Source organism: Roseococcus suduntuyensis, from assembly GCF_014196305.1.
In the GTDB taxonomy this organism is placed as follows: Bacteria; Pseudomonadota; Alphaproteobacteria; order Acetobacterales; family Acetobacteraceae; genus Roseococcus; species Roseococcus suduntuyensis.
This window is the reverse complement of record NZ_JACIDJ010000005.1, coordinates 130,205-155,790: the sequence shown is the minus strand read 5'-3', so window position 1 is coordinate 155,790 and position 25,586 is coordinate 130,205. Positions and strand designations below refer to the sequence as shown.

The following is a 25,586-nucleotide window of genomic DNA, read 5'->3' as shown; positions in this document are numbered from 1 at the left end:
GTCAGCCCTCCGTGAGCGCGCGCTTCGCCACGGTCGCCAAGTAGTTGGCGACGGTGGGGATGATGGCGTCGTTGAAGTCATAGGCGGGGTGGTGCAGCTCGCGGCCATTGTCGGCCGGGCCATTGCCGATCCAGACGAAGGCGCCGGGCACCTCCTTCAGGAACCAGGCGAAATCCTCGCCGGTCATGGCGGGCGCCATATCGCGGCGAATGGCGGTGACGCTGGCGGCGGCGGCCGCGGCCGTCTCGGCCTCGGCCGGGTGGTTGATGGTGACGGGCACGCCGCGGCGGAACATCACCTCGCAGGACAGGCCATAGGTGGCGGCGATGCCCTGGCCGATCTCGCGCATGCGGGCCTCGATCAGGTCGCCCACCGCCTCGTCCAGCCAGCGGGCGGTGCCGCGGATCAGGGCGCGGGCGGGCACCTGGTTGGTGGCGGTGCCGCCCTCGGCCACGGTGATGCTCACCACGCCCGACTTCACCGGGTCCACCGCGCGCGAGACGATGGATTGCAGAGCCACGATGGCGTGGCCCATGCCCAGCACCGGGTCGCGCGTCATGTGCGGCAGGGCGGCGTGGCCGGCATGGCCGTCGAAGACCAGCTCGAAGCGCGCACCGGCCGCCATGACGGGGCCGGGATGGATGGCGACGGTGCCCGCCTCCAGCCCCGGCCAATTGTGCCAGCCGAAGATGCGTTCCATCGGGAAGCGCTGGAACAGCCCGTCCTGGATCATGGAGCGCGCGCCCCCGCCCCCTTCCTCGGCCGGCTGGAAGACGAGGCGGATGGTGCCGCTCCAGCCCGTGTCCTGGTGCAGCAGGGCCGCTGTGGCCAGCAGCGAGGCGGTGTGGCCATCATGCCCGCAGGCGTGCATCACGCCGGGCTTGCGGCTGCGCCAGGGCAGTGTCTCGTCGAGTTCCTGGATGGGCAGGGCGTCCATGTCGGCGCGCAGCCCGACCGAGCGGTTGCCGCCGGCCCGGCGCAGGGTGGCGACCACGCCATGCCCGCCCACGCCCGTCTCGATCTCCGTGACACCTATGGCGCGGAGCTGTTCGACGACGAAGGCGGCGGCCTCGCCCTCGTCGAGCGTCAAGCCGGGGTTGGCGTGGAGATGCCGCCGCCAGGCCGTGGCGGCTTCGTGCAGCGAAGCGTTCATGGGAGAAAGCTTAGAGCAGATCGCCGGCGGCTGAAATCTGCCCAGGCGGCAAAGCGGGGCCGCCGCGCCACATACCATTTTTGAGGCATTCTTGCTGAAACGGCATTTTCTCTCGCCAACTTCGATGCTATCTTAAAAGGAATACCGACCCTGGGTTGAAAAATGGTGCGCCGCAGCGCCCATGGATGTCCGGATCGGGAGTATCGGCACGGTCTCGCCCCTCCGGATGGGCGCGCCCCCGGACGGCATCAGGACGAGGCACAGGCGGGAATGAAGTTCGCGGATATCGGACAGCAATTGCGGGCCTATCGCATGGAATCCGGCATGCGCGCCGAGGAGATCGCAGCGCGCCTCGGTGTCTCCCGCGCCGCGCTCTACCGCTATGAGAAGGGCGAGGTCATCAAGCTGGAGACCATCCGCCGGCTGGCGGAGTTGCTGAAGGTCTCGCCGCTGTCGCTGCTGGGCATCGGTATCGAGTATTTCGCCCGCCCCGGCGCCTTCCAGGAACGTCTGCGTGGCCTGGAGGAACAGGCCGACCAGATGCTGCTGGTGGGCGAGGCCTACAGCCTGCCCATCACGGGCGAGGCCTTCGACGGCGCGCTGGCCGAGGCCTGGACCCAGGCCATCCCCGCCGGCGCCGATCGCCTGGTGCAGATCGCGGCGGTGGAGCAGTCGCTCGCCACGCTGGCCGCCCGCAAGCGGGCCTATGCCCAGAAGCGGCCCAACCTGACGGCGGTGCTGAGCGAGTCGGCACTGTTGCGCTTCCTGGAGGAGGGTGTGGCCCCCGGCCTGCATGTGCCCGAGGCCACCCGCACCCGCTGCCGCGAGGCCGCCCGTCATGAGGCCGAGAACCTCGCCCGCCTAATGGAGAACGTGCCCATCGGCCTGCAGATCGGCCTCGCCACCGGTACCCCGCCCAGCGGGTCCTTCCTGGTGCTGCGCGGCCGGGACCGCGCGCATGTCGTCACCGCCCCCATCGCGGCCGACACCCCGCCCGCCGCCATCGCGGGCGTGGCCGGCATCACCGCGGCGGAAGAGGGCGTGGCCGTCCACCAGCGGGTGGCGGAGGCCATGTGGCGCGACGCCATGAAGGGCGCCGCGGCCGCCGAGCGCGTGCGGGAATTGCTGGCGCGCAGCCGGGGGTAGGCTTTCTTCGTCTAGAGCATGCTGCGTTCACATGCGTTCACGCCGCCTGCTCCAGTCATCGTTGAGAGCGGGATTCAGCGTTTTCGGTGATTCCACCTCCACGCATCCCGCTCTAGCCCTCGAGATGCCGGCGCGGCCACCACCGCGCCGCCAGCCCCTCGACCGGGCCGAACACCAGCGACAGTGCCCAGAGGGCGGCCGCCGCCAGCACGATGGCCGGCCCGCTGGGCACATCGGCATGGAAGGAGAGCAGCAGCCCGGACAGGGTCGCCGCCAGCGCCACCCCGACCGAGACCAGCACCATGGTCCCCACGCCCCGCGCCCAATGCCGGGCGGCGATGGCCGGCAGCATCATCAGCCCCACCGCCATCAGCGTGCCCACCGCCTGGAAGGCCGCCACCAGGCTGACCACCACCAGCGCCATCAGCCCCAGATGCCAGGCGCTGCCGCGCACACCGACGGCGCGCGCGAAGGAGGGGTCGAAGCATTCCAGCACCAGCGGCCGCCAGGCCACGGCCAGGAACAGGAGAGTGGCGCTGGCCGCGCCGCCCATCATCAGCAGCGCCAGGTCATCCACGCCCAGCACCGAGCCGAAGAGAATATGCGTGAGTTCCACCGAGGAGCCACGCCAGGAGATCATCACCACCCCCACCGCCAGGGCTGCGAGGTAGAGGGCCGCCAACGCCGCATCCTCACGCCCGCCCGTGGCGCGGGAAATGGCCCCCGCCCCGATGGCGATGCCCAGGCCCGCCACCAGCCCACCCAGCGCCATGGCCGGCACCGAGAGCCCCGCCAGCAGGAACCCCAGCGCGACGCCGGGCAGGATGCCATGGGCCAGCACATCGCCCGTCAGGCTCATGCGACGCAGCATGAGGAAGACGCCGAGCGGGGGTGCGGAAAGCGAGAGCGCCACGCAGCCTACCAGGGCTCGGCGCAAGAAACCGAATTCGACGAAGGGACCGACGAGGCCCTCCCAAATGGGGCCCTCCCAGATCATGGGCTCAGGCGGCGCGGGCGCAGGGAGCGGCGTCGTCCGCCCAGGCTTCGGCCATCATCCGCGCGCGCAGGCGGTTCTGGGCGGAGAGAACTTCCTCGGTCGGGCCGCAGGCCACCACCTCCCGCGCCAGGAGCAGGGTGGTGGGGAATTCGCGGCGGACGAGGTCGAGGTCATGCAGCACGGCCAGGATACTGCGGCCCTCCCCATGCCAGCGGCGCACCACCTCCAGCAGGTCGGCCGCGGTGCGGGCGTCCAGCGCGTTGAAAGGCTCGTCCAGCAGGATGACGGGCGCGTCCTGCAGCAGCAGCCGCGCGAAGAGCACGCGCTGGAACTGCCCGGCCGAGAGGCTGCCCACCGGCCGCTTCTCAAAGCCCGACAGCCCGACAGCGGCCAGCGCATCGGCCACGCGGCCAGGGTTGGCGATGGGGCGGAAGGCCCCGGCCTCGCTCCACAAACCCAGCAGCACAGCATCGCGGCAGGAAAGCGGGAAGCTGCGGTCCAGCGCCGAGGCCTGGGGCAGCAGGGCCACCTGGCCCGCGCCCTCGATCCCGCCCTCGGACGGCGCATGCAGCCCGGCCACGGCGTGCAGCAGCGAGGATTTGCCGGCCCCATTGGGGCCCACCAGTGCCATCTTCTGCCCCGGCGCGAGGCGGAAGCTGACATGATGCACCGCCGGGTGGCGGCCATGCGCCACCGTCAGGTTCCGGACGGCCAGTTCCTGAACGGCCCTCATGGCCGCATCGCCCAGAAGATCGCGCCCCACAACAGGGCCAGCAGCGCGCCCACCCAAATCAGACGGGGGGCGATGCCGGTGGCGAGGTCAAGCGGGTTGGGCGGGAAGCGCATCACGTTATCTCATAACAGCGTGGGGCCCCGTCGCCAATGCGCCCCGCGCCGGACTATCCTGCGTCCATGGCATCCCCTGACGACGAGCTGCGCCGCGCCCTTGCCCGGCATCGGGCTTTCGCGACCCTCCTGCTGGTCCTGATGGCCGTGCTGATGGTGCTGGCCTACCAGTTCCCGGCCGGCTTCTGGCCGGATTTGCTGGCGGCCTCGGCCAAGGCGGGCGTGGTGGGGGGGCTGGCCGACTGGTTCGCCGTCACCGCCCTGTTCCGCCGGCCCATGGGTCTGCCCATCCCGCACACCGCCATCATCCCCCGCCAGAAGGACCGGCTGGGCCGGTCGCTCGGCAACTTCGTGGCCAACAACGTCTTCACCGAGGCGGAGGTGAAGCGGCTGATCGCGCGTCTGGATGTTGCGGGCATCATCGGCACCTTCCTGGCCAATCCCGCCCACACCCGCCCCGCCGCCCAGGCCCTGGCCGACGCCCTGCCCCGGCTGCTGGACACGCTGGAGGATGGGCGCGCGCGGCGGCTGCTCATGCGGCTGGTGCCGCGCGTGGCGGGTGGGCCCGGGGGTGCCGCGCTGGTCGCCCGCGCGCTGCGGGCGCTGATCGCGGGCGGACAGCACCAGGCGGTGTTCGACCTGGCGCTCGGCCAGATGAAGGTGCTGCTGGAGGCCAAGCATGACGACCTGCGCGAGGCCATCAAGCGCCGCGTGCGCGACCAGGGCGGCGCCGTGGTGGGCTGGGCCGCCGGCGCCTATGTGGCCGACCGCGTGCTGGCCGCCGTGAACGCCGAACTCCAGCGCATCGAGCCCGGCGATTCCGACCTGCGCGCCGCCTTCGAGGCCTGGCTGGAGACCGAGATCACCCGGCTGGAGACCGAGCCCGAGCGCGCGGCCGCCCTAGGCGCCGCCATCCGCCGCGGCCTCGCGCACCCCACCGTCACGGAATGGCTCGCCGATGTCTGGCGGCGCCTGCGCGAGGCGCTGGTGGCCGATGCCCACAACCCCAACGGCCGCACGGTGGCGTTGATCGAGGCCTCCTTCGCCAATGCCGGCAATTTCCTGGCCGAGGACCCGGTGGCGCGCGCCCGCCTCAACGCCGCCATCGAGACCACCTTCGCGAGCCTGGTGCCGACCGCCCAGGACCGGCTCTCCGCCTTCATCGCCCAGGTCGTGGCCGGCTGGGACAGCCGCGAGGTCAGCGACAAGATCGAACTGCGCGTGGGCAAGGACCTGCAATACATTCGCATCAACGGCACGCTGGTGGGCTTCCTGGTGGGGGCCGTCCTCTATCTGCTGATCCACTGGCTGAACGAAGGGAGGGTCGCGCATTGAACACGCCGCTGGACTCATTCGATGAATTGTTACCCGGGCAGCGCTTCGACTATGGCAGCTTCCGGCTGAGCGAGGCCGAAATCATCACCTATGCGCGCGACTTCGACCCCCAGCCCTTCCACACCGACCCCGAGGCGGCGCGCGCCGCACCCCTGTTCGGCGGGCTGGTGGCGTCCGGCCTGCACACCATGGGCATGTGCTTCGGCATGATCATGCGCAGCGGGATCTGGACGCGAATCAGCCTGGGCGGGTCAGGCATTGATACCAAATGGCCCGCGCCGCTCCGCCCCGATGAGGAAGTGGCGGTGGCGTCCGTGGTGGAGAGCGTGAAGGCATCCCGCTCGCGCCCCGAGATGGGCGTGGCCATGGTCCGGCACCTTGGCACCCGCGTGGCGGATGGCGTGGTGGTCATCGACATGCTGGGGACGCATTTCCTGAAACGCTGACAAGCGAAAAGGGCCGGAGGTTTCCCCCCGGCCCTTTCCCCTTCCGGCGCTGCCCGCTGGTGTCAGCCGGCGGCCTTCATGATCTCGTCCGCCACGTTGCGCGGCACGGGGTCGTAGTGGTGGAACTGCATGGAGAAGGACGCACGGCCCTTCGTCATGCCGCGCAGGTTGGAGATGTAGCCGAACATCTCCTTCAGCGGCACATGCGCCCGCACGATGACCGAGGTGCCGGCCATGTCCTGCGACTGGATCACGCCGCGGCGGCGGTTCAGGTCGCCCACCACGTCGCCCACATGGTCCTGCGGGGTGGTGACCTCCACGTCCATGATCGGCTCCAGGATCACCGGGCCGGCCTTCTTCATGCCTTCGCGGAAGCAGGCCTTGGCGGCGATTTCGAACGCGAGCGCCGAAGAGTCGACGTCGTGGTACTTGCCGTCCGTCAGGGTGAACTTGAAGTCCACCGTCGGGAAGCCGGCCAGCACGCCCGTGTCGGCCTGGACCTTGATGCCCTTGTCCACCGCCGGGATGTATTCCTTCGGCACCGAACCGCCGACCACGGCGTTGACGAACTCGATGCCCTCGTTCCGCTCCTTCGGCTCGAAGGTGATCTTCACCTCGGCGTACTGGCCCGAACCACCCGACTGCTTCTTGTGGGTGTAGACCTCGGTGTGCGGCTTGGTGATGGTCTCGCGATAGGCCACCTGCGGCGCGCCGATGTCGCACTCCACGCCGTATTCGCGGCGCAGGCGGTCCACGATGATCTCGAGGTGCAGCTCGCCCATGCCCGACAGGATGGTCTGGCCGGTTTCCTGGTCGGTCTTGAGGCGCAGGCTGGGGTCCTCGCCCGCCAGCTTCTGCAGGCCGAGCGTCATCTTCTCGACCGCTTCCTTGGTCTTGGGCTCGACCGAGATGTCGATCACGGGCACGGGGAAGGCCATGCGCTCCAGCACCACCGGGTCCTCGGCGGAGGCCAGGGTGTCACCGGTGCCGGTGTCCTTCAGGCCCACGAAGGCCGCGATGTCGCCCGCGATGACTTCCTTGATTTCCTCGCGCTTGTCGGCGTGCATCTGGAACATGCGGCCGATGCGCTCGCGGTGGCCCTTGGTCGTGTTCATGACCATGTCGCCCTGCCGCAGCACGCCCGAATAGACGCGCACGAAGGTCAGGTTGCCGTACTTGTCGTTGATGATCTTGAAGGCGAGGCCGGCGAAGGGGCCGTCTTCCTTCACCGGGATGATGCGGCGCTCGGCCGTCTCGTCCTGGCCTTCCTCGGGGGCGACCTTGATGCCCTCGACGTCCACCGGGCTCGGCAGGTAGTCGATCACGGCGTCGAGCAGGGGCTGCACGCCCTTGTTCTTGAAGGCGGAGCCGCACAGCACGGGGCGGAATTCGCCGCTCACGGTGCCCTTCTTGATGCAGCGCTTCAGCGTCTCGACCGAGACATCGCCCTTGTCGAAATACTCTTCCATCGCCGTCTCGTCGATGCCGACGGCGGTGTCGAGCAGGAGCTGGCGGTACTCGGCCACCTTGTCGGCCATGTCGGCGGGGATCGGCGCCTCGTGGTACTTGGCGCCGAGCTCGTCGCCTTCCCACACCAGGGCCTTCATCTCGACCAGGTCCACCACGCCCTTCAGCGTGTCCTCGATCCCGATGGGCAGCTGCAGGGCGATCCAGTTGATGCCGAGCTTCTCGGTCAGCGTCGCCGCGGCCTTGTAGAAATCGGCGCCGGTGCGGTCGAGCTTGTTGATGAAGATGATGCGCGGCACGTTGTAGCGGTCCGCCAGGCGCCAGTTCGTCTCGGACTGCGGCTGCACCCCGGCCACGCCCTCGATGATGAAGATGGCGCCGTCGAGCACGCGCAGCGACCGGTTCACCTCGATGTTGAAGTCGATGTGGCCCGGGGTGTCGATGATGTTGATGCGGTTGTCGTTCCACATCGCCGTCACGGCCGCCGAAGTGATCGTGATGCCGCGCTCACGCTCCTGCGCCATGTAGTCGGTGGTCGTGTTGCCGTCATGGACCTCGCCGATCTTGTGGCTCTTTCCCGTGTAGTACAGGATGCGCTCGGTCGTGGTCGTCTTGCCGGCGTCAATATGCGCCGTGATCCCGATGTTCCGGATCTTTTCGAGAGCGGTGTGTGCCACTGCGGGCCTCCATGCGGCAAAAGCAGGACAACGCCCATCGAGGGGCGCCGCCTGCTCTTCTGAATCGTGGGCAGAGATCTATACGGAGCGGGACATGCACCTTCCCGCCCTTTTTTGCAACCCTCGGCGGCTACAGGGCAAGGCGCAGGATCGCCGCGACATCCTCGGGCCCGCCCACCGTCCGGGGGTTGGTTGCGATGGGCGGGTCGCCCAGCCAGCGCCCGGCCAGGTCCGGGATGTCATCGGCCGTGATGCCCACCTCGCCCAGCGTCACGGGCAGGCCAAGCCCCTTGATGAAGCCGCGCAGCGCCGCATGGCAGGGCCCGCCGCCGAACAACCCCGCCAATTCCTCCTGGCGCACACCGTTCACCGCCTCGTTCCACTGCATCACGGCGGGCAGCATCAGGCAGGAGGTGACGCCATGCGGCACGCCGCGCGCCCCGCCCAGGATGTAGCCGATGCCATGGCTCGCCCCCACCGGCACCCCGGCCCAGCCGCCCATCACCGACATCCAGGCCGCCTGCTGGCAGAGGGCGCGGGCCGCGCGGTCGTTCGGGTCCCGCGCCACGGCGGGCAGGCCCTCGGCCAGCATGCGCAGCGCCTGCCAGGAGACGGCGTCCGAGAAGGGTTGGGGGGCGGCCGAACACCAGCGCTCCGCCCCATGGTCCACCGCGCGGATGCCTGAGGAGAGGAACAGCTCCGCCGGCGTCTCCATCACCGCCTCGGGGTCCAGGATGACGCTGCGCGGCACCATCCAGGCTTCCAGCAGCCGGTATTTGCGGCCGGCCGCCGTGTCGGTCACACCCGCATGGGGCGCGAATTCCGCGGCCGAGAGGGTGGTGGGCACGGCCACGATGCGGGGTCTCGGGGGCGCCCCCTCCCATGCGCCGGGATGCGCGGCGCGGCCGGCCGCCGCCCCCGTCACATCGGCCACGGCACGGAAGCCCCGCCACACGCCCTGGCAGGCCACCTTGCTGCCATCCACCACCGAACCACCGCCCACCGCCACCACCAGGTCGGCGTCGGTCTCGACCAGCAGGGCGGTCAGCGACAGCACGTCCTCGATGGGGCTGTGGGCGCGCATCCGGGCGAAGGTCCCGGCCAGCGCCGGGCCGATGGCGCGGCGGGCCTCGGCCACGATGCGGCTGTCCGCCAGCGAACGGGTGGTGACCAGCACGACGCGGCGCGCGTCCGTGATCTCGGGCGGAAGCGCCTCGGAGAGCGGCGCGCCGTGGCGCACCCGTTCCTGCGCGGGCCAGCGATGGATGCCGGGGGTGATGGCCATGGCGCTCAATCCACCCGCGCGCCGGCGGCGCGGACCACCTCGGCCCAGAAGGGGATTTCCTCGGCGATGAAGGCGTCGAAGGCGGCGGGCGATTCTGAGGCCAGGCCCTGCAGCCCCTCCCGCGCCAGGCGCTCCCGCACGCCCGGGTCGGCGGTGATGCGGCGCGCCGCCTCGAAGACGCGCTGGCGAATGGGCTCGGGCAGGCCGGCCGGCGCCCAGAGCCCCCACCAGCCGCCGATGTTCAACCCGGGCAGCCCGGCCGTGCCGGTGCCGGGGATGCCCTCGATGACCGGCGAGGCCTCGCGCGTGGTCAGCGAAAGCGCCCGCAGCTGGCCACCCCGCACCGGCGGCAGCGCCACGGGCGGCGTGCCGATCAGCAGCTCCACATCGCCCGAGAGCACGGCCTGGAGCGAGGGGGCGCCGCCGCGGAAGGGCACATGTGTCAGGTTGATGTTGGCGGCCTTCGCCAGCATGACGCCCGCCAGGTGCGAGGGCGTGCCATTGCCGGGTGTCGCGTAGTTCCACCGCCCCGGCTCCGCCCGCACCCGCTCGATCAATTGCGCCAGCGTCGTGATGCCAAGCTGCGGCCGCACGGCAAGGATGGTGGGCAGGTCGGTCAGCCGCGTGATGGCGGTGAAGTCGCGCACCGGGTGGAACGGGATGCGGGCATAGAGGGCCGGGTTCACCGCATGGCTGAAATTGCCGCCGAGCAGCAGGGTGTGGCCATCAGGCTCGGCCCGCGCCACGGCCTCGGAGGCGATGTTGGAACCGGCACCAGGGCGGTTGTCCACCACCACGGCCTGGCCCAGCGCCTCGCGCAGCGGCTCGCTGAGGGTGCGGGCGATGAAGTCGCCAGAGCCGCCGGGCGGGAAGCCGACCACGAGGCGGACGGGCCGCGTGGGCGACCAGGACTGGGCGCGGGCAAGGCCCGGGGCGGCAAGATTGGGGGCGGCGAGCAGCGCGGCACCGGCGGCGCCGAGGGCGCGGCGGGGGATGGGCATGGACGTTCCTCCGAGGGGCTTCTTGGCCGGGGAACACGCCCCGGCCTGGGAAGCTTCGGCCAGGGGCCCTGCCCGCGCAACCCGCGCGGAGAATGGGATGCGGCGGCATGACCCGCCGCATCCAGGTCAGCGCTGCTTTACTTCAGCCCCTTGCAGAAGCGCTGGATGCGCGTGCAGGCCTCGACCAGCGTCGCGTCATCGGTCGCGTAGCTGATGCGGAAATGGCCGGGGAACATGAAGGCCGAACCGTGGACGGCGGCAACACCCTCTTCCTCCAGCAGCGCCTCCACGAAATCGGCGTCGGTCTCGAGCTTGCGCCCGCCGGCCGAGGTCTTGCCCAGGCAGCCATGGACCGAGGGGAAGACGTAGAAGGCGCCCTCGGGCTTGGCACAGCGCAGGCCCGGCGCCTGGTTCAGCATGTCCACCACCAGGTTGCGGCGGCGCTGGAACACCTCGCCCATGCTGGCCACGCTGTCCTGCGGGCCGTCCAGCGCCTCGATGGCCGCGGCCTGGCTGACGCTGCTGGTGTTCGACGTGCTCTGCCCCTGCAGCTTGTCCATGGCCTTGATGAGGGCGACCGGCGCGCCTGCGAAGCCGATGCGCCAGCCCGTCATGGCATAGCCCTTGGAGCAGCCATTCATGGTGATGGTGCGGTCGCGCAGGCGGGGTTCCACCTCCACGATGGTGGCGGGCTTGAAGCCGTCGAAGGCCAGCTTCTCGTAGATGTCGTCGGTGAAAATCCACACATCCGGGTGGCGCAGCAGCACGTCGGTCAGCTTCTTCAGCTCCTCCGCGCTATAGGCCGCACCTGTCGGGTTGCAGGGGTTGTTGATGATCAGCCACTTGGTCTTGGGCGTGATGGCGGCTTCCAGCTGCTCGGCCGACATCTTGAAGCCGGAATTCTGCCCGCAGGGGACGAAGACGGGCGTGCCCTCGGCGAGTGCGACGATGTCCGGATAGCTCACCCAGCAGGGGGTGGGGATGATGGCCTCGTCCCCCGGGTTGATGGTGGCCAGCAGGGCGTTGAAGATCACCTGCTTGCCGCCGGTGGTGACGATGATCTCCTCCGGAGCATACTCGATGCCGCTGTCGCGCTTGAACTTGCGCGCGACCGCCTGCCGCAGCTGCATGGTGCCGGCCACATCGGTGTACTTCGTCTCGCCCCGCTGGATGGCGGCGATGGCCGCGTCCTTGATGTTCTGGGGGGTGTCGAAATCGGGCTCGCCCACCGAGAGGCTGATCACATCCTTGCCGGCGGCCTTCAGCGCGCGCGCCTTGCCGGTGATGGTGATGGTCTGGGAGGGCGAGATGCGGTCGAGCCGATCGGCGGTGAGGTTCATGTCCGTCCAAGTCCTGGCGTGGGGCTGATTCACGGTTTTGGCGTGCCCGCCAAAGCCGATCAGGCTCCAGGACGCGGACCCTATTCCCGTGACGAAGGGGTTTCAACCCGCGCCCGCCACCTGGCTGCCAAGGCATAGACCAGCAGCAGCGCCCCCGCCGCGCCCAGCAGCAGCGTGGCCAGCGCATTGGCCTCGGGCGTCAGGCCCAGGCGCAACGCGGAGAAGAGATGGACCGGCAGGGTGGTGGCGCCGGGGCCGGAGACGAAGCTCGCCAGCACCACATCATCCAGCGAGAGGGTGAAGGCCAGCCCCCAGCCCGCCAGCAGCGAGGGCATGATCAGCGGCAGGGTGATGGTGCGAAACACGGTGAACGGCCCCGCGCCCAGATCCGCCGCCGCCTCCTCCAGCCGCGGGTCGAGCGCCGCCAGCCGCGCCTGCACCAGCACCGCCACGAAGGCCATGCCCAACGCCGAATGCGCGAGCCAGACGGTCATGGCCCCGCGCTGCGCCGGCCAGCCCGTCAGCCCCTGCAGGCCCACGATGAGCATCAGGAAGGAAAGACCCATCACCACCTCGGGCAGCACCAGCGGCGCACCGGCCAGGGCGCCGAACAGCGGGCGCCCGCGAAACGGCCCATGCCGCGCCAGCACCCAGCCGAGCACCAGGCCCAGCAATGTGGCCAGCGTCGCCGCCGCGGCCGCGATCCGGAGCGACAGCCAGGCGGCCTCCAGCAGCCGCTCATTGCCGGCCAGGGCCCGGAACCAGCGGAGGGACAAACCGCCCCAGATGTAGGGCGTGCGACCATCCGAAAAGGCATAGGCCACCATCAGCGCGATGGGCGCCCAGAGGAAGAACAGGCCGAGACAGAGGGCCGCGCGCTTCATCGCGCCGCCAGCCGCTGGAAGGCGGCCACGGGCAGCAGCAGCAGGGCCAGCAGCGCGGTGGCCAAGGCGGCCGCCGCTGGCCAGTCCAGCGTCTGGAAAAACTCCTGCCAGATGGCGCGCCCCACCAGCAGCGCCTCCGGCCCGCCCAGCAGTTCGGGGATCACCACCTCGCCCACGGCCGGGATGAAGACCAGCAGAAAGGCCGCGGCCAGGGCGGGCGCGGCGAGCGGCAGGGTGATGGTGAACAACACCCGCCAGCGCCCGGCGCCGAGGTCGGCGGCCGCCTCCTCCAGCGTCAGGTCGCGCCGCGCGAGGCTGGCATAGAGGGGCAGCACGGCGAAGGGCAGGTAGGCATGGACCATGCCCAGGATCATGGCGCCCTCGGTGTGGAGGAGGCGCAGCGGCGCCTCGATCAGGCCGAGCTTCATCAGCATGGTGTTCACCCAGCCGGAATCCCGCAGCAGCCCCACCCAGGCCGAGACCCGCAGCAGGAAGCCCGTCCAGAAGGGCAGCAGCACGAGCGCGAGCCAGGTGAATTGCCGCGCGGGCGGGGCGGCGGCGATGCCCATGGCCATGCCGAAGCCCAGCACCAGGCAGAGCGTCGCCGTGATGAAGGCGAGCCGCAACGATTGCCACAGCGCATCGCGGTAGTAGGGGTCGCTGAGAACAAGGCCCCATGCCTCCAGGCTGCCCTGCCAGCCCGAGGCACTCCAGGGCGGAATGACGGGCGGCACGCCGGAGGTGGCGGTGCCGAAGCCCATGCCCAGCACGATCAGCAAGGGCGCGGCCACCAGCACCCCCAGCGCCAGCCAGCCCGCCGCGCGCGTCATGCCGAGAGCGGCGCCAGGGCGGACGCCTCCCATGCCAGTGCCACGCGCTGGCCCGGTTCGGGCGTGGCCTGGCCGGCAACCAGCACCACGCGCAGTGACAGCCCGCCCGGCGCGCGCGCCAGGACCAGCGTGTCGGCGCCGCGGAAGGCGACCTCCTCCACCATGGCCTCGGTGCCGTTGCGGGTGGGGACGGTGGGCCGCAGGGCGATGCGCTCGGGCCGCAGCGCATAGGCGGGCGCGGGTGTGGCGGCGTCGAGCGGCACGGGGCCATCCGCCTCCAGGATGTTCGCGGCGCCCAGGAAGCGCGCCACCGCCCGCGTGGCCGGGCGTTCATACAGCGCGCGCGGCGTGTCGAACTGGGCGATGCGCCCGGTATCGAGCAGCGCCACGCGGTCGGCCAGGGCCAGGGCCTCCGCCTGGTCATGCGTCACCATCACGAAGCTGGCGCCGGTGCGGCGTTGCAGGGCGCGCAGTTCGAGCCCGGTGCGCTCGCGCAGGCCGGCGTCCAGCGCGGCCAGGGGTTCGTCCAGCAGCACCAAGGCGGGGCGGCGGGCCAGGGCGCGGGCCAGGGCCACGCGCTGCTGCTGCCCGCCCGAAAGCTGGGAGGGCCGACGCCGCTCCAGCCCCTCCAGCCGCAGGAGCCCGACCAGCTCGGCCACGCGCGCGGCGATGTCGCGCCCGCCCATGCCCGCGCGGCGCAGCCCGTAGGCGATGTTCGCCGCCACATCCATGTGCGGAAACAGCGCGTAGGACTGGAACATCATCGCCACATCGCGCGCCTGGGGCGGCAGGGCGGTGATGTCCTTGCCCTCCAGAAGGATGCGCCCGGCATCGGGCCGGTCGAAGCCCGCCACCAGCCGCAGCAGCGTGGACTTGCCCGAGCCCGAGCCGCCCAGCAGCGCCACGAATTCCCCCGCCCCCACCTCGAGGCTGAGCGCATCCAGCGCCACCGCCGCGCCGAAGCGGCGGGTCACGTCCTCCAGGCGCAGCAGGGCGTCAGCGCCCGGCGCGGAAGCGAGCCCAGACGCGGGCGCGGGCGCGTTCGCCCGCCGCGGCGGGGGTGCCGGCCACGAAGCTGTCGGCCAGCGTGGCGGTGTCGGGATAGACGGAGCTGTCCTCGCGGATCTCGGCCGCCAGCAGGGGCAGGCTGCCTGGCACCGCGTTGGGATAGCCCACCTGGGTGGTGATGGCGGCCATCACGTCGGGCTGCAGCACGAAGTTGATGAAGGCGTGGGCGGCCTCGGGGTTTGGCGCGTCGGCCGGGATCGCCATCACGTCGAACCAGAGCTGGGCGCCCTCGCGCGGGGCGACATAGGTGATGGTGTGCCCGCGGTTGGCCTCCGCCGCGCGGCCCGCGGCCTGGATCACATCGCCCGAGAAGGCGAAGGCCAGGCAGATCTCGCCCGCCGCCAGCGCCTCCAGCAGCGCGGGCGGCGAGGGGATGGAGCGCAGGTAGGGGCGGATGGCGAGAAGCGCGCGCTGCGCGGCCTCCAGCTCGGCCGGCGCCACGCTGTCGGGGCTGAAGCCCAGGTGCCGCAGCACGCTGGGCAGCACGTCGCCCGCACTGTCCATCACCGCGATGCCGCAGGGGGCGATGCGGCGCGCATGCCGCGGGTCGAGCAGCAGGGCAAGGCTGTCCAGCGGCGCGTCGGGGGCCAGTGCGCGGATGCGCTCGGCATTCATGCCCAGCCCGATGCTGCCCCAGAGGTAGATCAGCCCGTGCCGGTTGCCCGGGTCCACATTGGCCACGCGCGCCATCAGCGCGGGGTCGAGGTTCGCCGCGTTGGGGATGCGCGCCATGTCGAGCGGCCGCAGCGCGCCCGCACGCAGCAGGCGGGCAAAAGTGGGCTCGGCGGTGGGGACGATGACGTCATAGCCCGAGCGGCCCGCGGACAACTTTCCTTCCAACGCTTCCAGCGTGTCAAAGACATCGTAGCGCACGCGAATGCCGGTCTCGGCGGTGAAACGCTCGATCACGGCGGGGTCGATGTAGTCGGTCCAGTTGTAGACGTTCACCACCTGTTGCTGGGCGGGGGCCTGCGCGCCGGGAAGCGCGGCTATGGCCAGGGCGGCGACGGCGGCAAGGAGGATGCGGCGCATGGACCATGTCTCCGGCAGGGGCGCCCTCGCTCATGCAACAAGGGATGGGCGGCGTCCATACCTGAATATATTCCTTGACTGCGACAGGAATTCATTCTATTTCGGCCAGGCCAAGGGGCGAATTGCGCCCGCATGGCATCCCCCATTCCCCGCCCGACGCCCCAGCACCGCGCCCCCCGCGCGGGAGGAGATGCACGTCCATGCCCTTCGCGCCCACCGCCCTCACCCCCGTCTTCCAGTCGCAGAGCTTCAGCCTGTGGCACTACCGCAGCACCGACACGCGCGACCAGATCACGACCGTGGGCTACTTCGCCCCCGCCCGCACGCAGCTTCGCGTGGGCGACGTCATCATCGCCCAGGCCTCGGACGCGCTCTCCATCCTGCCGGTCCGCAGCAACGCCGTCATCGGGACGGGCGTGAACCTCGACGGCGCGGTGGCGCCGATCGCCCTGACGCGCACCGTCGCCAAGTCCTTCCAGTTCGTGCAGCAGGCGAGCGCGGTGGTCACCACCATCATCCTGGCACCCCTGCTGGCGGGGCTGATCGCGGGCACCTCCATCCCGGTCTCGGCGCAGGTGGTGGGGCCCATCAGCCAGGTGGTCGTCTCGATCCGTGACGCGCAGGGGCAGCTTGTCCCCCCCGCGCAACTGGTGGACGTGTCGCAGGGCTTCGCCACCACCACCCTGCCCACGCCGCCCGTCGGCACCGGCTACCGGCTTCGTGTCGAGGACGCCGGCGACAGCGGCGTGGCCGCCATCTCCTCCAGCTTCAACATCCTGCCCGACCTGCGGCTGATCCTCACCGAGGGCGGCGTGAAGCTGCTGCAGGAGGACAGGTCGGCCATCGCCCAGGGCTGAGCCACCGCCGCCGCCCTTCCCCCAAGCGCCCCAGCCCGGACGGAGCCCCATGCCCGACCTCAAGATCAGTGAGCTGCCCGCAGCCACGACCCTCACCGACGCGGATATCACCGCGCTCGTCCAGCCCAGTCCCAACACCACCCGCCGCGCCAGCATGGGCCAGCTTCGCCGCCAGCTGCTGACCGACCGCGGCGTGGACGTGCGCGACTTCGGCGCGGTGGGCAACGGCGTCGCCAACGACGCCCCCGCCATCCAGGCCGCCATCAACGCGCTCGGCAGCGCGGGCGGCGTGGTGAACCTCGGTGCGCGCACCTATCGCCTCGCCTCGGCGATCGTCGTGAACGCCGGCGCCATTCGCCTGGTGGGACAGGGCTTCAACGAGGGCGGCAGCCCGGGCGCGGGCACCTGGCTCACGGTGGACCAGACGAACTTCACGCCCTTCACCTTCAGCGCGACGGCCGCGCGTGGCTCGGCCGTCGTGAACCTCGCCGTGCGCCAGACGCACGGCGCGACGCAGGACGCCTCCTGGGCCCCCACCGCCTATGACTGGTTCTTCCGCGTCGAGAACTGCCTGGGCGGCGTGGACTTCGACAACATCCTGCTCTCGGGCATCAACCGCGGCATCTTCATCCGCAATTCCGGACGCGCCGACCTGCGGCGCGTCCGGGGCCAGGTCTTCACCGCCGGCATCGAGATCGACGAATCCTTCGACACCGCGCGGTTGATGAACATCCACTTCTGGCCCTTCTGGTCGGCGAACGTCAACGTCGTGCGCTGGCAGCAGAACAATGGCGATGCGATGATCTTCCGCCGCGTGGACGGCATCTTCATCGACCAGTCCTTCGTCCTCGGCTACCGGACGATGTTCCGCTTCTCCAGCTCGGCCGCGGGCTTCACGCAGAAATTCTCGATCGGCCAGGCCTATGCGGACTTCGTGCGCCACGGCGTGCTGGTCGAGGCCGCGGGCACCGACGGGCAGATCGACAGCATGACCGTGCAGTGCGAGCTCTTCAACGCGAGCGGCGCGCCGCTGCCCGGCTCGGTCGGCATCATGCTCAATGCCAATTCGAGCCGCATCCAGATCGCCAACCTGCGCGTGGACGACGCGGAGGACAACGCGATCCGCCTGGAGCAGCACTCCAACCGCCTCGACATCGGCGCGCTGCGCGTCGTGAACTTCAACCTGCGCGCCAATGGCGCCTCGGCCATCCACCTGGTGAACGCCGCGACCGGCGTGCCCAACCGCGTGAATCTCGGCAGCAATCCGCTGCTCCAGACGGCGGTCATGGGCCCCTTGTTCAACGCCGGAAGCAATGGCTCGGTCGGTGTGCTCGGGCCCGCGGGCGAAACCGCGAGACCGGGCATCGCAGTGGGCGAGGCAGGCACGGGTCTCTCGATGCCCACACCAGGCGTGGTCGCGGTGAGCACGGCGGGCGTCGAGGTGCTCAGAGCGGACGGGACATCGGTCAGCCTTGGCGCCGCCCCCGGAAGCCATGGCCTGGAGGTCCTGACGCCCAGCGGCAGCATCAACCGCATGCAGGCGCAGGGCGGGCCGACCGGAACGCCGGGGCGCGTCGGATGGATCGCGTCCGGCGCGGACGCGAACATCGATGTCGTCGTGGGCCAGGCCAAGGGCAGTGGCGCCCTGTTGGCGCAGTTTCCGGACGGGACCAACACGGGCGGCAATGCGCGGGGTGCACAAGCCGTGGACCTGCAGGTTTCCCGGGCGGCCAACACGCAGGTGGCATCCGGAGACAACAGCACGATCAGTGGCGGCGCCAGATGCACCGCATCGGGCACCAATTCGGTGGTGGCCGGCGGTGTATCCAATTCCGCCACGGGGCCTCATTCGACCGTTTCGGGAGGCAGCGCCAACCTTGCTTCCGGGGGGGGCGCATGGGTGCCGGGCGGCGAGCGCGCGAGCACGCGAAACGTTGCATGGCGAGGCGCCTGGGCGGCCGGGCGCTTCTCAACCGATGGCGATGCGCAAGCGGGCGAATTCGTCCTGCGCCAGCTCACCACCGATGCCACGCCGGCGCGTGCCACGTCCAGCGCTCTGGCCGCCACCGGGATCAATACGGTCAACCTGCCGAACAATGGCACCTATCGCATCAAGGCCCTGGTGGTCGCGCAGCAGACCGGGGGCAGCGCCGGCACTGTGGGCGACTGTGCCTCATGGGAGGTCAACCTCCTGATCAAGCGCGGCGCCAACGCGGCAGCCACGTCCTTCGTGGCTGGCCAAACCACGACGACCGCGCCCGCGCTGGCTTCCATCGTGGCGGGAACACCCTTCGCGCCCGGATTGCGCGACGCGGGGGCGGCCAACTGGCGGCTGACGGTGGCTGCCGACACCAGCTTCGGCGCCCCGGATTTCACCGTCACCGGCGAGGCGAACAAGACCATCCGCTGGGTGGCGCGGATCATGAGCGCCGAGGTCAGCGTCTGACACCACCCGTTCCCCCCCCCACAGGAGAATCTCATGGCCCTGCTTCAACCCATCGAACTGCCGCAGACCGGTGTCACGGCCTCATATTGGCGCATCACCCATATCCAGATGGACTGCGGCGCGCGCATCACGGAGGCGCAGCTGCACGGCTACCTGGACGAAGCCGCCCGCCGCGCCGGGCGCGCGCCGTTGCACCATATCCCCTTCCGCTTCGAGGCGGATGCCCTGCCCGACCACTTCACCATCGCGGTGGCGGATCTCTATCGCGCCATCCGCGAGGCGCCAGGCGAGCTGGACGCGACGGGCAAGCCGCTGCCGTCGCGCTTCCATGACGCGGCGGACGCCTGAGCGCCGCACTCCCCCCCACTTCTTCCAACCTCCCGCATGAGGATCTCCACATATGAGCTCGCTGACCGACCACGGCCGCAACATCCTCGCCCGTGCCCTCTGCGGCCGCCTGCCCGTCCTGCCCAACCAGGTGTTCCTGGCGCTGGGCAGCGGCGGCAGCGTGGCCGCCGGGCTGGCGGGTGAGCCGGTGGGCAATGGCTACGCCCGCCAGCGCGTCACCTTCACCGGTACCGGCAACCAGCAGAATGCCGAGCTGGTGCGCTTCACCTTCACCGGCGCGGCCGGCACCTTCACCCATGTGGGGCTGTTCGACGCCTCCTCGGGCGGCAATGCGCTGACCTGGTCGCCGCTTGCGCAGAACGTGACCGTGGGCGGGCCGGGTACGGTCACCATCAACCCGGGCGGCCTGACCATGACCGGCAGCTGAGCCCAGGCGTGGGGCGCCGCGCCGACCTTTCGGGGTGGGGCGGCGCCCCAGCCATGCCAATTCTTGTTGACAGCCCGCGCATTCACTCAGGTTGAAACTCAGGTAAGCTTTGACTTATGATAGGCTCCCGGTCAGGGAGGCCGTTTTTCGTGAATCCATTGGACTCAGCGCGCTGGTCGGGAAGCGAACCTCGCACCCAGGACCCCTGCCTCGGCTGCGCCAGCAAGCGCTTCGGCATCTGTCATCCGCTCGACACCTCGGCACTGGATGAGATCTCCCACGACAGCGACCGCCACTGCCTGCCAGCCAAGAGCGTGCTGTTCCGCGAGGGTGATGCCGCCACGCGCAGCTACAGCGTGCTGGAGGGCACCGTGAAGCTCAGCCGGCTGCTGCCGGACGGGCGCCAGCAGGTGGTGGGCTTCCGCTTCCGCGGCGACCTGGTGGGCTACACCGCGGGCCCCAACTACCCCTTCGACGCCGAGTTGCTGACCCCCGGCCAGTTCTGCCGCATCGAACGCGGGAAACTCGACACCCTGCTGCGCCGCTATCCGCTGATGGAACGCCGCGTGCTGGACATGTGCCTGGGCGAACTGGCGGCCACGCAGGAACACCTGGTCACCGTCGCCCGCCGCTCGGCGGAATCGCGCGTGGCGGCCTTCCTGCTCGGCCTGTCGGAAGCGCATCGCCGCCGCGGCCTCGCCCAGCCGGAATTGCCCATGCCCATGACCCGGGGCGACATCGGCGACTTCCTGGGCCTGACACTCGAAACTGTCAGCCGAACCTTTACGGCCTTCAAGCGCGCCGGCTGGATCGCCGAGCCGGGCGGGCAGAAGCTGCGCATCCTGGACATGGGCATGCTGCAATCGCTCGCCGCCGGAGAGATGGCGGACATCTAACACCGCCCCCTTGCCTTGACCCCCATCCCTTGACCCCCATCCCTTGACCCCCATCCCTTGACCCCCATCCCTTGACCCTCTGGCCCCGCCCGCGCGATGAACCGGGCGCGGGGGCACGCCAGCATGGCCGGCGGCCATGATGCGGCGAATGGGCGGAGGACAGGCTTTCATGCACGACCCATCGGCGGGCCAAGCTGCCAGGAACACGCGGCCATGAACGGGCTCAAGCCCGTGCTGGCGCGCCTGGCCGAAGGTGCGCGCCTCGCGGAATCCGAGGCCGAGGCCGCCTTCGGCGTCATCATGGCCGGCGAAGCGACACCCGCGCAGATCGCGGGCATGCTCATGGCCATGCGCGTGCGCGGCGAGACGGTGGCGGAGCTGACCGGCGCCGTGCGCGCCATGCGCGCCCACATGATCCCGGTCGAAGTCCCGCCCGATGCCATCGATGTGGTGGGCACGGGCGGCGATGCCTCGGGCAGCCTGAACATCTCCACCGCCAGCGCCATCGTCGTTGCCGGCTGCGGCGTGCCGGTGGCCAAGCATGGCAACCGGGCGCTCTCCTCGAAATCGGGCGCGGCCGATGCGCTGGCGGCGTTGGGCGTGAACCTGGACGTGCCCCTGCCCCGCCTGCCGCGCGTGCTGGCCGAGGCGGGCATCTGCTTCCTGCTGGCCCCCCGCCACCATGCGGCACTTCGCCATGCCGGCGGCGCGCGGGCGGAGCTGGGCACGCGGACCATCTTCAACCTGCTGGGGCCGCTGGCCAATCCGGGCCGGGTGAAGCGCCAGATGACGGGCGCCTTCAGCACCACCTGGCTGCGCCCCATGGCCGAGGCCCTGGCACGGCTCGGCACCGAGCGCGCCTGGGTGGTGCATGGCCAGGGCCTGGATGAGATCGCGCTTTCCGGCCCCACCCAGGTGGTCGAGCTGGACCACGGCCATTTCCGCGAGTTCAGCGTGAGCCCCGCCGATGCCGGCCTGGACGAAGCGCCCCCCGAGGCGCTCCGCGGCGGCGACCCGGCCGAAAACGCGGCGGCACTCCGCGCCGTGCTGGAAGGGGCGCCAGGCGCCTATCGCGACGTGGTGCGCCTCAATGCGGGGGCGGCCCTTGTCGTGGCGGGCCGGGCGGCCGATCTTCGGGAGGGCGCGGCAATGGCCGCCGCCTGCCTGGACGAAGGCCGCGCGCGTGCGACACTGGACCGCCTCATCCGCGCCACCGCCCCCACCGAACCCGAGTTGGCCTGAGCATCATGGACACGAACTCCACGCCTGACGTCCTCATCCGCATCCTGGCCGACAAGGCGGAGGAGGTGGCCGCCCGCATGGCCGACACCTCCATGGCCGAGATGGAGCGCGCCGCCCGCCACGCCGAGCCGCCGCGCGACTTCGTGGGCGCGCTGTGCGCCGCCGTGGCCGAGGGCCGCACGGGGCTGATCGCGGAAGTGAAGCGTGCCTCGCCCTCGGGCGGGCTGATCCGCGACCCCTTCGAGCCCGCCGAACTCGCCCAGGCCTATGCCGAGGCGGGTGCCTCCTGCCTGTCCGTACTGACCGACGGGCCGCATTTCCAGGGCAGCCCCGCCCATCTCAAGGCCGCCCGCGCCGCCTGCTCCCTGCCGGTGCTGCGGAAGGACTTCATGATCCATCCCTTCCAGGTGCATGAGGCGCGCGCCATGGGGGCGGATGCCATCCTGCTCATCATGGCCGCGCTGACCGACGAGATGGCGGTCGAGCTGGAAGCCCTCGCCCATTCGCTGGACATGGCCGTGCTGGTCGAGGTGCATGACGCGCCGGAACTGGAACGCGCGCTGGGCCTGCGCACACGGCTGATCGGCGTGAACAACCGCAACCTGCGGACCCTGGTGACCGACCTCGGCACCAGCGAGACGCTGATCCCCATGATCCCGCCCGACCGCATCCCCGTGGCGGAATCCGGCATCCGCACCGCCGCCGATGTGAAACGCATGGCCGCCGCCGGCGCCAACTGCATCCTGGTGGGCGAACACCTGATGCGCCAGCCCGACGTCACGGCCGCCACGCGCGCCCTGATCGGCCCCTGAGGAAGCGCGATGAGCGGCCTCACCCATTTCGACGCGGCGGGCCAGGCCGCCATGGTGGATGTCTCGGCCAAGGCCGAGACGGCCCGCGTGGCCCGTGCCCGCGCCCGGATCGTCATGCGGCCGGAGACGCTGGCGCTGATCCAGGAAGGCCGCGCCGGCAAGGGCGATGTGCTGGGCGTGGCGCGCGTGGCCGGCATCATGGCCGCCAAGCGCACCCATGAACTCATTCCGCTCTGCCACCCGCTGCTCATCAGCAAGGTGGCGGTGGAGTTCGACCTCCAGCCGCCCGACGCCATCGAGGTGGAGGCCATGGTCTCGCTGACCGGCCGCACCGGCGTCGAGATGGAGGCGCTGACGGCGGCCTCCATCGCCGCCCTCACCATCTACGACATGGTGAAGGCCGTGGACCGCGGCATGCGGATCGAGGCGCTGCGAGTCGTCCACAAGGAGGGGGGAAAGTCCGGTCTCTTCACCGAGGACAAGGCGTGATCCCCGTTGCCGAAGCCCGGGCGCGCATCCTGGCGGGTGTGACCCCCGTCGCGGCCGAGACGGTGGCGCTGACCGAGGCCTGGGGCCGCGTGCTGGCCGCGCCCGCCCTTTCCCGCGTGACCCAGCCCCCGGCCGATCTCTCCGCCATGGATGGCTATGCCGTGCGCGCCGCCGAGGCCAATGCCGGCCAGGCGCTGCGCGTGGTGGGCCAGGCCCCCGCCGGCCAACCCTACGGCGCCGTGCTGAACCCCGGCGAGGCCGTCCGCATCTTCACCGGCGCCTACATCCCCGAGGGCGCCGACGGCATCCTGTTGCAGGAGGATGCGCGCGCCGAGGCAGGCGAGGTCACCGCCACCGACCATGTCACCCCTGGCCGCTGGGTGCGCCGGCGTGGCCTGGATTTCACCGAGGGCGACACCCTACTGCCCGCCGGCCTGCGGCTGACGGCGCGCGATGTGGGCCTCGCCGCCGCCGGCAACCACGCCTTCCTGACGGTGCGCCGCCGCCCGCGCATCGGCATCCTCGCCACCGGCGACGAGATCATGCTGCCCGGCGAGCCGCCGCGCCCGGCCAGCATCTATTCCTCCAACAGCTTCGCCATCGCCGCCATGGTGCGCTCGGCGGGCGGCGAGCCCTCCATCCTGCCCGTCGCCCCCGATGACCGCGCGGCCATCGCGGCCCTGGTGGAGAGTGCGGCGGGCCTCGACGTGCTGGTGACCAGCGGCGGCGCCAGCGTGGGCGAGCACGACCTGGTGCGCGAGGTGCTGGAGGGCGCGGGCTTCTCGCTCGACTTCTGGCGGATCGCCATGCGGCCGGGCAAACCGCTTTTCCATGGGCGGCGCCCCGGCGGGCCGGCGGTGCTGGGGCTGCCCGGCAATCCCGTTTCGGCCTTTGTCTGCGGGGTGCTCTTCCTCCTGCCGCTGCTGGCGGCCTTGCAGGGGCGCGCGAGCTTCGCCCTGCCCGTGCAGCGCTACCGCCTGGGCGTGGACCTGCCCGCCAACGACCAGCGCGAGGACTACCTGCGCGCGGCGCTGCGCCCCGGCGCGGATGGCGCGCCCGAGGCCCACCCCGCCGCGCGCCAGGACAGTTCCATGCTGCGGGTGCTGGCCGACGCGCAGGCTCTCGTCATCCGCGCGCCCCACGCCCCCGCCCTGCCCCGCGGCGCCGAGGTGGAGGCGATCCCGCTCGACGCGCTCGGGCTGTGAGGCTCGCGCTGGCGCTGGCCCTGCTGCTGGCCGCCGCCCCCGCCGAGGCCCAGCGCCGCCAGCCGAGTGCCGCCGCCCTGGAAGCCGCCCGCGCCTTCCTCTGCCCCAATGGCGGAACGCCCCAGCGCGGCGGCCGCTGCCGCCCCGGCCAGGATGCGCGGGGTTGGGACCGCGGCCTGCCGGCCCCCAGCCGCGCCCAGCAACCCTGCCCGCCCGGCACGCGCCCGCAGACGGCGCGGGCCCAGACGGATGTCACCCGCTGCGTGCCGGAGTGAGCCAATCCCGCAGGGCCTGACCGGCGGCGTCGGGCACCTCCATGGTGGGCAGATGGCCGGAGCCCGCGAAGCGCACGAGTTTCGCCCCTGGGATCATCGCCGCCATCTCGTCATGCAGTTCGGGCGGTGTCAGCGCATCCTCCGCGCCGCAGGCAACCAGGGTGGGCACCCGGATGCCCGCCAAATCCGGCAGTGAATCCGGCCGGTGCATGATGGCGTTCTGCTGGCGCAGGAAGGCCTCGCTGCCCACGCGCTCGGCCATGTCCATCACCTCCTGCGCGAGCGGCGTGCCCTGGCGCGAGGGATGGATCAGCATCGGCAGCAGGCGCGGCGTCACCCCCTTGAACTGCCCCTGGCGACTGAGGCTGAGCAACCCGCGCCGCCGTTCCGTCTGTTCTGGCGTGTCGGCGCGGGCGGAGGTGTCCAGCAGCGCCAGGTGCGTCACGCGCGTCGGCGCCTGGCGCATGATCTCCAGCGCCACATAGCCCCCCATGGAGAGGCCAGCGACCGCGAAATGCGGCGCGTCGTTCACCAGCGCCAGCGCATCCCGCGCCATGCCGGCCAGGTTGTCGGAACGCGTGAGGTCCGCGATGCGCGGTTCCACCATGTCCGCGAGGGGGGGCAGCGCGTCGCGCCACAGCCGCGCATCACAGAGCAATCCGGGCAGGAGAAGCAGGGGAAGGGCCATGGAAGGGGCATAAATCCGTGGCCCCACGCACGCAATCCACGCGTTTGCGGTTGCGTTCCGCCCCATCCGGGCGCATATGCAGGGCGTTGCAGCAGAGGGCGGTACCCGCCCGGACCGCGGCGCGCGCCCGCCCCTTGGCCGGAAATCCCGACGCTCGGGGGTGCGCCGCGCGGTTTACGTGGCGCAGGATGCCAGAGACTTGAACGAACCGACCCCGCGCGCGGCCGACACGGCCGCCGAGACGGACCAGAACAACGCCCCGACGCAGGACGCCGTGACGCAGGACGCCGTGACGACGGTGGCGGCGCAAGTCGCCCCCAAGTCTGAAGCGTGGGCGCCTGAAGCGTCGGCGCCTGAAGCGTCGGCGCCCGAAGAGCACGCGCCCGTGGAGGTC

Annotated in this window: 25 protein-coding genes; 13 read left to right on the top strand and 12 right to left on the bottom strand. The window is 71.0% G+C overall.

Annotated elements, in window-relative coordinates; genetic code table 11:
• Position 1 precedes the first annotated feature (1 nt).
• Positions 2–1,153, bottom strand: coding sequence for an amidohydrolase (locus GGQ83_RS14505; RefSeq protein WP_184385245.1), 1,152 nt, complete (start codon positions 1,151–1,153; stop codon positions 2–4).
• Positions 1,154–1,423: 270 nt separating this feature from the next.
• On the opposite strand from GGQ83_RS14505, the gene GGQ83_RS14500 reads away from it, so the two are divergent.
• Positions 1,424–2,299, top strand: coding sequence for a helix-turn-helix domain-containing protein (locus GGQ83_RS14500; protein ID WP_184385243.1), 876 nt, complete (start codon positions 1,424–1,426; stop codon positions 2,297–2,299).
• Positions 2,300–2,411: 112 nt separating this feature from the next.
• Here GGQ83_RS14500 and GGQ83_RS14495 read toward each other — a convergent pair whose 3' ends face one another.
• Together GGQ83_RS14495 and GGQ83_RS14490 are read right to left on the bottom strand one after the other, a co-directional pair.
• On the bottom strand, positions 2,412–3,296 hold the full coding sequence (locus GGQ83_RS14495) for a metal ABC transporter permease (RefSeq protein ID WP_184385241.1): 885 nt from the start codon (positions 3,294–3,296) through the stop codon (positions 2,412–2,414).
• A gap of 4 nt (positions 3,297–3,300) precedes the next feature.
• Positions 3,301–4,029: a metal ABC transporter ATP-binding protein gene (locus GGQ83_RS14490; RefSeq protein WP_184385239.1), complete on the bottom strand. Its 729-nt coding sequence runs from the start codon at positions 4,027–4,029 to the stop codon at positions 3,301–3,303.
• A 179-nt stretch (positions 4,030–4,208) separates the two neighbouring features.
• Between GGQ83_RS14490 and GGQ83_RS14485 the strand changes: the two genes are divergently transcribed.
• Positions 4,209–5,477: a DUF445 domain-containing protein gene (locus GGQ83_RS14485; RefSeq protein ID WP_242535112.1), complete on the top strand. Its 1,269-nt coding sequence runs from the start codon at positions 4,209–4,211 to the stop codon at positions 5,475–5,477.
• 26 nt (positions 5,478–5,503) lie between these two features.
• Positions 5,504–5,923 (top strand): MaoC/PaaZ C-terminal domain-containing protein, encoded by a 420-nt coding sequence (locus GGQ83_RS14480; protein WP_184385236.1) that lies wholly within the window; start codon positions 5,504–5,506, stop codon positions 5,921–5,923.
• Positions 5,924–5,985: 62 nt separating this feature from the next.
• Here GGQ83_RS14480 and fusA read toward each other — a convergent pair whose 3' ends face one another.
• The 8 genes from fusA to GGQ83_RS14440 all read right to left on the bottom strand — a co-directional run bounded on the left by fusA (position 5,986) and on the right by GGQ83_RS14440 (position 15,507).
• Positions 5,986–8,067, bottom strand: a complete 2,082-nt coding sequence (fusA, locus tag GGQ83_RS14475) for an elongation factor G (RefSeq protein WP_184385235.1) — start codon at positions 8,065–8,067, stop codon at positions 5,986–5,988.
• A 130-nt stretch (positions 8,068–8,197) separates the two neighbouring features.
• Complete coding sequence (locus GGQ83_RS14470) at positions 8,198–9,352, bottom strand: iron-containing alcohol dehydrogenase (RefSeq protein WP_184385233.1); 1,155 nt, start codon at positions 9,350–9,352, stop codon at positions 8,198–8,200.
• 5 nt (positions 9,353–9,357) lie between these two features.
• Positions 9,358–10,353 (bottom strand): Bug family tripartite tricarboxylate transporter substrate binding protein, encoded by a 996-nt coding sequence (locus GGQ83_RS14465; RefSeq protein WP_184385231.1) that lies wholly within the window; start codon positions 10,351–10,353, stop codon positions 9,358–9,360.
• A gap of 137 nt (positions 10,354–10,490) precedes the next feature.
• Positions 10,491–11,693 carry a pyridoxal phosphate-dependent aminotransferase gene (locus GGQ83_RS14460; protein WP_184385229.1) on the bottom strand — a complete coding sequence of 401 codons (1,203 nt, stop codon included), beginning with the start codon at positions 11,691–11,693 and terminating at the stop codon, positions 10,491–10,493.
• A gap of 80 nt (positions 11,694–11,773) precedes the next feature.
• Positions 11,774–12,577, bottom strand: coding sequence for an ABC transporter permease (locus tag GGQ83_RS14455; protein WP_184385227.1), 804 nt, complete (start codon positions 12,575–12,577; stop codon positions 11,774–11,776).
• Positions 12,574–13,407, bottom strand: a complete 834-nt coding sequence (locus tag GGQ83_RS14450; RefSeq protein ID WP_184385225.1) for an ABC transporter permease — start codon at positions 13,405–13,407, stop codon at positions 12,574–12,576. Before GGQ83_RS14450 ends, GGQ83_RS14455 begins: the two co-directional genes overlap by 4 nt.
• The gene (locus tag GGQ83_RS14445) at positions 13,404–14,381 is read right to left on the bottom strand and encodes an ABC transporter ATP-binding protein (protein WP_311728269.1); all 978 of its coding nucleotides are present in this window, start codon (positions 14,379–14,381) and stop codon (positions 13,404–13,406) included. The genes GGQ83_RS14450 and GGQ83_RS14445 overlap by 4 nt, the downstream gene beginning before the upstream one ends.
• 22 nt (positions 14,382–14,403) lie before the next feature.
• Positions 14,404–15,507, bottom strand: a complete 1,104-nt coding sequence (locus GGQ83_RS14440; RefSeq protein ID WP_184385223.1) for an extracellular solute-binding protein — start codon at positions 15,505–15,507, stop codon at positions 14,404–14,406.
• Positions 15,508–15,707: 200 nt separating this feature from the next.
• Here GGQ83_RS14440 and GGQ83_RS14435 point away from each other — a divergent pair, with 200 nt between their 5' ends.
• The 10 genes from GGQ83_RS14435 to GGQ83_RS20325 all read left to right on the top strand — a co-directional run bounded on the left by GGQ83_RS14435 (position 15,708) and on the right by GGQ83_RS20325 (position 24,504).
• Positions 15,708–16,364: a hypothetical protein gene (locus tag GGQ83_RS14435; RefSeq protein WP_184385221.1), complete on the top strand. Its 657-nt coding sequence runs from the start codon at positions 15,708–15,710 to the stop codon at positions 16,362–16,364.
• Positions 16,365–16,413: 49 nt separating this feature from the next.
• Positions 16,414–18,810, top strand: coding sequence for a glycosyl hydrolase family 28-related protein (locus GGQ83_RS14430; RefSeq protein ID WP_184385219.1), 2,397 nt, complete (start codon positions 16,414–16,416; stop codon positions 18,808–18,810).
• 33 nt (positions 18,811–18,843) lie between these two features.
• Positions 18,844–19,158, top strand: coding sequence for a hypothetical protein (locus GGQ83_RS14425; RefSeq protein WP_184385217.1), 315 nt, complete (start codon positions 18,844–18,846; stop codon positions 19,156–19,158).
• Between the two features lie 52 nt (positions 19,159–19,210).
• Positions 19,211–19,585, top strand: coding sequence for a phage tail fiber protein (locus tag GGQ83_RS14420; RefSeq protein ID WP_184385215.1), 375 nt, complete (start codon positions 19,211–19,213; stop codon positions 19,583–19,585).
• A gap of 149 nt (positions 19,586–19,734) precedes the next feature.
• The gene (locus GGQ83_RS14415; RefSeq protein ID WP_184385214.1) at positions 19,735–20,481 is read left to right on the top strand and encodes a Crp/Fnr family transcriptional regulator; all 747 of its coding nucleotides are present in this window, start codon (positions 19,735–19,737) and stop codon (positions 20,479–20,481) included.
• Between the two features lie 213 nt (positions 20,482–20,694).
• On the top strand, positions 20,695–21,723 hold the full coding sequence (gene trpD / locus GGQ83_RS14410) for an anthranilate phosphoribosyltransferase (RefSeq protein WP_184385212.1): 1,029 nt from the start codon (positions 20,695–20,697) through the stop codon (positions 21,721–21,723).
• A gap of 5 nt (positions 21,724–21,728) precedes the next feature.
• The gene (gene trpC / locus GGQ83_RS14405; protein ID WP_184385210.1) at positions 21,729–22,535 is read left to right on the top strand and encodes an indole-3-glycerol phosphate synthase TrpC; all 807 of its coding nucleotides are present in this window, start codon (positions 21,729–21,731) and stop codon (positions 22,533–22,535) included.
• A 9-nt stretch (positions 22,536–22,544) separates the two neighbouring features.
• Positions 22,545–23,024 (top strand): cyclic pyranopterin monophosphate synthase MoaC, encoded by a 480-nt coding sequence (moaC, locus tag GGQ83_RS14400; protein ID WP_184385208.1) that lies wholly within the window; start codon positions 22,545–22,547, stop codon positions 23,022–23,024.
• Positions 23,021–24,229, top strand: a complete 1,209-nt coding sequence (locus GGQ83_RS14395; protein WP_184385206.1) for a molybdopterin molybdotransferase MoeA — start codon at positions 23,021–23,023, stop codon at positions 24,227–24,229. The genes moaC and GGQ83_RS14395 overlap by 4 nt, the downstream gene beginning before the upstream one ends.
• On the top strand, positions 24,226–24,504 hold the full coding sequence (locus GGQ83_RS20325) for a hypothetical protein (RefSeq protein WP_184385204.1): 279 nt from the start codon (positions 24,226–24,228) through the stop codon (positions 24,502–24,504). Before GGQ83_RS14395 ends, GGQ83_RS20325 begins: the two co-directional genes overlap by 4 nt.
• On the opposite strand, the gene GGQ83_RS14385 is transcribed toward GGQ83_RS20325, so the two are convergent.
• Complete coding sequence (locus tag GGQ83_RS14385; protein WP_184385202.1) at positions 24,482–25,192, bottom strand: alpha/beta fold hydrolase; 711 nt, start codon at positions 25,190–25,192, stop codon at positions 24,482–24,484. The two genes, GGQ83_RS20325 and GGQ83_RS14385, sit on opposite strands and share 23 nt — an antisense overlap.
• Positions 25,193–25,586: the final 394 nt, after the last annotated feature.

Excerpts from the sequence above, each read along its gene's own strand:
- GGQ83_RS14505 (WP_184385245.1), bottom strand. The coding sequence starts at position 1,153 with ATGAACGCTTCGCTGCACGAAGCCGCCACGGCCTGGCGGCGGCATCTC.
- GGQ83_RS14500 (WP_184385243.1), top strand. The coding sequence starts at position 1,424 with ATGAAGTTCGCGGATATCGGACAGCAATTGCGGGCCTATCGCATGGAA.
- GGQ83_RS14495 (WP_184385241.1), bottom strand. The coding sequence starts at position 3,296 with ATGATCTGGGAGGGCCCCATTTGGGAGGGCCTCGTCGGTCCCTTCGTC.
- GGQ83_RS14490 (WP_184385239.1), bottom strand. The coding sequence starts at position 4,029 with ATGAGGGCCGTTCAGGAACTGGCCGTCCGGAACCTGACGGTGGCGCAT.
- GGQ83_RS14485 (WP_242535112.1), top strand. The coding sequence starts at position 4,209 with ATGGCATCCCCTGACGACGAGCTGCGCCGCGCCCTTGCCCGGCATCGG.
- GGQ83_RS14470 (WP_184385233.1), bottom strand. The coding sequence starts at position 9,352 with ATGGCCATCACCCCCGGCATCCATCGCTGGCCCGCGCAGGAACGGGTG.
- GGQ83_RS14465 (WP_184385231.1), bottom strand. The coding sequence starts at position 10,353 with ATGCCCATCCCCCGCCGCGCCCTCGGCGCCGCCGGTGCCGCGCTGCTC.
- GGQ83_RS14460 (WP_184385229.1), bottom strand. The coding sequence starts at position 11,693 with ATGAACCTCACCGCCGATCGGCTCGACCGCATCTCGCCCTCCCAGACC.
- GGQ83_RS14455 (WP_184385227.1), bottom strand. The coding sequence starts at position 12,577 with ATGAAGCGCGCGGCCCTCTGTCTCGGCCTGTTCTTCCTCTGGGCGCCC.
- GGQ83_RS14450 (WP_184385225.1), bottom strand. The coding sequence starts at position 13,407 with ATGACGCGCGCGGCGGGCTGGCTGGCGCTGGGGGTGCTGGTGGCCGCG.
- GGQ83_RS14440 (WP_184385223.1), bottom strand. The coding sequence starts at position 15,507 with ATGCGCCGCATCCTCCTTGCCGCCGTCGCCGCCCTGGCCATAGCCGCG.
- GGQ83_RS14435 (WP_184385221.1), top strand. The coding sequence starts at position 15,708 with ATGCCCTTCGCGCCCACCGCCCTCACCCCCGTCTTCCAGTCGCAGAGC.
- GGQ83_RS14430 (WP_184385219.1), top strand. The coding sequence starts at position 16,414 with ATGCCCGACCTCAAGATCAGTGAGCTGCCCGCAGCCACGACCCTCACC.
- GGQ83_RS14425 (WP_184385217.1), top strand. The coding sequence starts at position 18,844 with ATGGCCCTGCTTCAACCCATCGAACTGCCGCAGACCGGTGTCACGGCC.
- GGQ83_RS14420 (WP_184385215.1), top strand. The coding sequence starts at position 19,211 with ATGAGCTCGCTGACCGACCACGGCCGCAACATCCTCGCCCGTGCCCTC.
- trpD (WP_184385212.1), top strand. The coding sequence starts at position 20,695 with ATGAACGGGCTCAAGCCCGTGCTGGCGCGCCTGGCCGAAGGTGCGCGC.
- trpC (WP_184385210.1), top strand. The coding sequence starts at position 21,729 with ATGGACACGAACTCCACGCCTGACGTCCTCATCCGCATCCTGGCCGAC.
- moaC (WP_184385208.1), top strand. The coding sequence starts at position 22,545 with ATGAGCGGCCTCACCCATTTCGACGCGGCGGGCCAGGCCGCCATGGTG.
- GGQ83_RS14385 (WP_184385202.1), bottom strand. The coding sequence starts at position 25,192 with ATGGCCCTTCCCCTGCTTCTCCTGCCCGGATTGCTCTGTGATGCGCGG.